At 70.8% G+C, this 5796-nt stretch carries 4 protein-coding genes; all 4 read right to left on the reverse strand.

Translation table 11 applies throughout. The features are described 5' to 3' along the window. Positions 1-295 precede the first annotated feature (295 nt). Positions 296-1429, reverse strand: coding sequence for a DNA replication/repair protein RecF (gene recF, locus KS423_RS36665; RefSeq protein WP_224284067.1), 1134 nt, complete (start codon positions 1427-1429; stop codon positions 296-298). A gap of 41 nt (positions 1430-1470) precedes the next feature. Then, a complete protein-coding gene (gene gnd, locus KS423_RS36670; protein WP_224284068.1) occupies positions 1471-2346 on the reverse strand; it encodes a phosphogluconate dehydrogenase (NAD(+)-dependent, decarboxylating) in 876 nt (291 codons plus the stop codon). A 171-nt stretch (positions 2347-2517) separates the two neighbouring features. Then, complete coding sequence (dnaN, locus tag KS423_RS36675) at positions 2518-3648, reverse strand: DNA polymerase III subunit beta (RefSeq protein WP_224284069.1); 1131 nt, start codon at positions 3646-3648, stop codon at positions 2518-2520. Between the two features lie 991 nt (positions 3649-4639). Further along, positions 4640-5796 (reverse strand): chromosomal replication initiator protein DnaA (dnaA, locus tag KS423_RS36680; RefSeq protein ID WP_224284070.1); only part of this gene is annotated, 1157 nt, incomplete at its 5' end.

Here is a 5796-nt window from a genome sequence, read left to right on the forward strand (position 1 = left end):
GCGGGCCTGGGCGCGGGCCGCCCGCAGCGCGGAGCGGGCGAGGTCGGCGCCGGTCGGCTCGGAAGCGCCGGGCCCGGGGGCTTCGGGCTTGGGGGCTTCGGGCTTGGGGGAGTGCTCCGCCGACTCGCTCACGGCGATCTCCTTTCCCCAGCCTGTGGACAACGGTCGCGGTCGCGCGCCCGCCGAGCCGTCCAGCCTACGGGAGCGGGCGGGCCCGTCGGGCCGGGGCGGGGGTGCGCGGAAGTGGTCGCGGTGCGGTGACGTCGGTGCGGCAGTGCCGGTGGAGGGGGCGCGGTCAGGCGTCGATCCGGCGCACCGCGCCGTCGGAGACCGCGAACCGGGCGCCGGACAGTGCCTTCGGAACGTCCTCGGCGACCGCTGCGGTCACCAGCACCTGCTCGCCGTCGGCCACCAGCTCGGCCAGCCGGTCCCGGCGGGCGGCGTCCAGCTCGGCGAACACGTCGTCCAGGATCAGCACCGGCTCGCCGCCGTCGGCGCGCAGCAGCTCGTACGAGGCCAGCCGCAGCGCCAGCGCGTAGGACCAGGACTCCCCGTGGCTGGCGTAGCCCTTGGCGGGCAGCGGGCCGAGCTTGAGCACCAGCTCGTCCCGGTGCGGGCCGACCAGGGTGACGCCGCGCTCGACCTCCTGCTTGCGGACCGCCTGCAACGCGTGCAGCAGTTGCTCCTCGGCCTGCTCGCGGCTGGTCGGCAGCTCGCCCTCGAAGGAGCTGCGGTACTCCAGGGCGGTCTCGCCACCTCCGGGGGCCAGCTGCCCGTACGCGGCCGCCACCAGCGGCTGCAGGGCGGCCACCAGCTGGATCCGGAAGGCCGTCAACTCGGCGCCGGCGCGGGCCAGATGGCCGTCCCAGACCTCCAGGGTGGACAGGTCCGCGCCCTTGCCGCCGCCGGCCCGGCGGGCCATCGCGGCAGTCTTCAGCAGGGCGTTGCGCTGCTTGAGCACCCGCTCGTAGTCCTGCCGCACCCCGGCCAGCCGGGGTGCCCGGGCGGTCAGCAGCTCGTCCAGGAAGCGCCGCCGCTCACCCGGGTCGCCCTTCACCAGGCTGAGGTCCTCGGGGGCGAACAGCACGGTGCGCAGCAGGCCCAGCACGTCGCGCGGGCGGACGCTGTCGGAGCGGTTGATCCGGGCCCGGTTGGCCTTGCCCGGGGTGAGTTCCAGCTCGATCAGGGTGGAGCGGCCGCGGTCCACCACCGAGGTGCGGACCACCGCCCGCTCGGCACCCAGCCGGATCAGCGGGGCGTCGGTGGCGACCCGGTGGCTGCCCAGGGTGGCGACGTAGCCGATCGCCTCGACCAGGTTGGTCTTGCCCTGGCCGTTGGGTCCGACGAAGGCGGTCACGCCCGGGTCGAGGGGAACCTCGGCCCGGGCGTACGACCGGAAGTCGGCGAGCGACAGATGCGCGACGTGCATGGCTGTGGACTGCGCCCGCCTTCTTGTGGAGAACCTTCTGGTTACTTGGACTCGACCGCGTGGCCGCCGAACTGGTTGCGCAGCGCGGCGATCATCTTCATCTGCGGCGAGTCGTCCTGGCGGGAGGCGAAGCGGGCGAACAGCGAGGCGGTGATCGCCGGCAGCGGCACGGCGTGGTCGATCGCGGCCTCGACGGTCCAGCGGCCCTCGCCGGAGTCGGCGGCCCAGCCGCGCAGCTTCTCCAGGTGCTCGTCGTCGTCCAGGGCGCGGACGGCCAGGTCCAGCAGCCAGGAGCGGATGACGGTGCCCTCCTGCCAGCTGCGGAAGACCTCGCGCACGTCGGTGACCTCGGGGGCGGCCTCCAGCAGCTCCCAGCCCTCGGCGAAGGCCTGCATCATCGCGTACTCGATGCCGTTGTGGACCATCTTGGCGAAGTGGCCGGCGCCCACCGCGCCCGCGTGCACCGAGCCGAAGTCGCCCTCGGGCTTGAGGGCGTCGAAGACCGGCTGGACCTTGGCGACGTGCTCGGCGTCGCCGCCGTACATCAGCGCGTAGCCGTTCTCCAGGCCCCAGACGCCGCCGGAGACACCACAGTCCACGAAGCCGATGCCCTTGGCGGCCAGCGCCTCGGCGTGCTTGATGTCGTCGGTCCAGCGGGAGTTGCCGCCGTCGACCACCACGTCGCCGGGGGAGAGCAGCTCGGCGAGCTCGTCGACGGTCGCCTGGGTGGCGGCGCCCGCCGGGACCATGACCCAGACCACGCGCGGGCCCTGGAGCTTGGTGACGAGCTCCTGGAGGCTCTCGACGTCGGAGATGTCCGGGTTGCGGTCGTAACCGATGACGGTGTGGCCGGCGCGGCGGATCCGCTCGCGCATGTTGCCGCCCATCTTGCCGAGACCGATGAGGCCGAGCTCCATGACCAAGTCCTTACCTGTGGTGAACGTGCCTGCCGGCGGCGCCGTTGCCGCACTCCTTGAGCCTACGCGCTGGAGCGGCCCCGGCCGTCTGCGGTCGGCCGAGCGGGGGAGACGTCCACAGGCTGTGCACAGCGGGTGTGCACAGCCTGTGGGTAACCGGACGGGGGCGGATCAGCCGGAGAGGCGGACCGGCATGATCAGGTACTGGTAGGCCTTGTCCTCCTCGGCGTCCACCGAGACCTTGCCGCTGAGCAGCGCAGGCTTGGTCGGGGTGGTGAAGCTGAGCTGGGCGAAGGGGGAGTCGATGGCCTTGAGGCCCTCCTCCAGGTAGCCCGGGTTGAAGGCGATCGAGATGTCGTCGCCCTCCAGGTCGGCCTCGATCCGCTCGGTGGCCTGGGCGTCGTCGCCCGAGCCGGCCTCCAGGGTCAGCACGCCCTGCTCGAAGTTCAGGCGGACCGGGGTGTTGCGCTCGGCGACCAGCGAGACGCGCTTGAGCGCCTCCAGGAAGGGCTGGGTCTGGATCGCGGCGACGGCGCTGAACTCGGTCGGGAACAGGCTGCGGAACTTGGGGAACTCGCCCTCCAGCAGCCGGGTGGTGGTCCGTCGGCCGGCGCCCTCGAAACCGATCAGGCCCTCGCCCGCGCCGCCCGAGGAGAGCGCGATGGAGACGTTGTCGCCGCTGCCCAGGGACTTGGCGATGTCCTGGAGGGTCTTGGCGGGGACCAGCGCGACGGCGGAGATGTCCGACTGCTCGGGCTTCCACAGCAGCTCGCGGACGGCGAAGCGGTAGCGGTCGGTGGCGGCCAGGGTGATCCGGTCGCCCTCGATCTCGACCCGGACACCGGTGAGCACCGGGAGGGTGTCGTCCCGGCCGGCGGCGACCGCGGCCTGGCTGACGGCGGAGGCGAAGACGTCGCCGGAGACGGTGCCGGTGGCCGTCGGCATCTGGGGGAGTGCGGGGTACTCGTCCACCGGAAGGGTGGGGAGGGTGAAGCGGGAGCTGCCGCAGACCACGCTGACCCGCTGGCCGTCGGTGGAGATCTCCACCGGCCGGTTGGGGAGGTTGCGGGAGATGTCGTTCAGCAGCCGGCCGGAGACCAGGACGGTACCGGCCTCCTCGACGTCCGCCTCCAGCTCGACCCGCGCCGAGACCTCGTAGTCGAAGCCGGACAGCGCCAGGCTGCCCTCCTGCGCGGTCAGCAGCAGGCCGGCCAGCACCGGCACCGGAGGCCGTGCCGGGAGGCTGCGGGCAGCCCAGGCCACCGCCTCCGCGAGGACGTCACGCTCCACCCGGAACTTCACCGGTAACCGCCTCCTGGATCGAGCGCTCCCGCTCGCACTCTGGTTCGTCTGATCTTGATCGTCGGTTGGGCTGTCCGCCGAGCTCCGTCACTCCGCTTCCAGTCGCAAGGACAGTCTGACGTACTCCGCCGACAGACGGGGCAGACGGGCGGAAGCAACCCGAACGGTTGTCGGGGTGCGGTTGTCCACAGATTCGGGGCCCACCCACTTTGAAAGCAAGTCCGGGGTCTAAATGTGTAGTGGTAGTAGTAGGGCCTGTGGAAACCGTGGATAACCCCGTTTCCGCAGGTCAGAGCCCAAATTTTGTCCACAGTGGGTGTGGACGGCGGCTGTGGACGGACAGGCCGCGCTGTGGACAGCCGAGCGTTACCCACAGGCCACGCACGGTATCCACAGGTTATCCCCAGGGCTGTCCCCAGATCCGGGCCCGGTTATCCACGGGCGCCGGTCAACTTTTCGTGACGCCTTTCACACCAGGGTATGAACGCCAGCCCACGGTTGTCGAACTGTGGACGCCGCTGTGGACAACCTGGGGATAACCGCCCCTCCCCTGGGGACAACCGGTGGACAACCCGGACGGCCCACTGGTGGCCCGTCAATTGTCCACACCCTGTGGATAACCGTTGTGCACAAGTCCACAGGCACGTGACCTGCGCGGAAGAGCGTAGCGGCGACGGGCCTGTGGACGAATTCTGGATAACTCCGCACTCCCCGCCCTGTGGACGGTGGAGAAGGGGCCGGTCCTGTGGACAACGGCCTTGCGCGCCCCGGGCTTTCGAATCACCGGTCAGCTGTTCGGCGCGGACTGTGGACTGGCGGATCGTCCGTCGACGGCATCCCTGCCCAGTCGGCGCGCGATGCACACCTGTGGATGTGCAAAAGGGCGTCAGGATTCGCTCCTGACGCCCTGAGGGCCCGCCCTGCCGATCATTCCCGGTGCCCGAGCCGATCGACGGGACGGGCACCCGGGGGCCGCACTGCGCGGCGCCGGCTAGCTCTTGATGCGGTTGGTGAGTTCGGTGACCTGGTTGTAGATCGAGCGCCGCTCGGCCATCAGCGAGCGGATCTTGCGGTCCGCGTGCATCACCGTGGTGTGGTCGCGGCCGCCGAACTGAGCACCGATCTTCGGCAGCGAGAGATCGGTGAGCTCCCGGCAGAGGTACATCGCGATCTGCCGGGCCGTCACCAGCACCCGGCTGCGCGATGACCCACAGAGGTCGTCCACACCCAGGCCGAAGTACGCGGCGGTCTGCTGCATGATGACCTGCGCGGTGATCTCCGGGCCGGCGTCCTCGTCCCCGCCCGGGATCAGGTCCTTGAGGACGATCCCGGCCAACTCCAGGTCCACCGGGGCCCGGTTGAGGTTGGCGAAGGCGGTGACCCGGATCAGCGCGCCCTCCAACTCCCGGATGTTGCGGGTGATCCGGGACGCGATGAACTCCAACACGTCGGCGGGAGCGTTGAGTTGCTCCTGGATCGCCTTCTTGCGCAGGATCGCGATCCGGGTCTCCAGCTCCGGCGGGGTGACGTCGGTGATCAGACCCCACTCGAAGCGGTTGCGCAGCCGGTCCTCCAGCGTGGTCAGCAGCTTGGGCGGCCGGTCCGAGGAGAGGACGATCTGCTTGTTCGCGTTGTGCAGGGTGTTGAAGGTGTGGAAGAACTCCTCCTGCGTGGACTCCTTGCTCGCGAGGAACTGGACGTCGTCCACGAGCAGGATGTCCATGTCCCGGTAGCGGCGGCGGAAGGTGTCCGCCTTGCCGTCCCGGATCGAGTTGATGAACTCGTTGGTGAACTCCTCCGAGGACACGTAGCGCACCCGGGTGCCCGGGAAGAGACTGCGCGAGTAGTGCCCGATGGCGTGCAGCAGGTGGGTCTTGCCCAGCCCGGACTCGCCGTAGATGAAGAGCGGGTTGTACGCCTTGGCCGGGGCCTCGGCGACCGCCACCGCCGCCGCGTGCGCGAAGCGGTTGCTGGCGCCGATGACGAAGGTGTCGAACAGGTACTTGGGGTTCAGCCGGGCGGCCGGCTCGTCCTTGCGGGAGCCGCCGGCCGGGGGAGCGCCGGGCGGGGCGGGCACCCCGGGGACGCCGGGACGCTCGGAGCGCTCCGGGGCGGCTTTCTCCGTCGGGCGGCCGCCGGAGGGGCGGG

This window comes from Streptomyces sp. LS1784, assembly GCF_020103755.1.
Lineage (GTDB): Bacteria > Actinomycetota > Actinomycetes > Streptomycetales > Streptomycetaceae > Kitasatospora.

Coding starts and splice junctions, on each gene's coding strand:
- recF (WP_224284067.1), bottom strand. CDS start 1,429: ATGCACGTCGCGCATCTGTCGCTCGCCGACTTCCGGTCGTACGCCCGG.
- gnd (WP_224284068.1), bottom strand. CDS start 2,346: ATGGAGCTCGGCCTCATCGGTCTCGGCAAGATGGGCGGCAACATGCGC.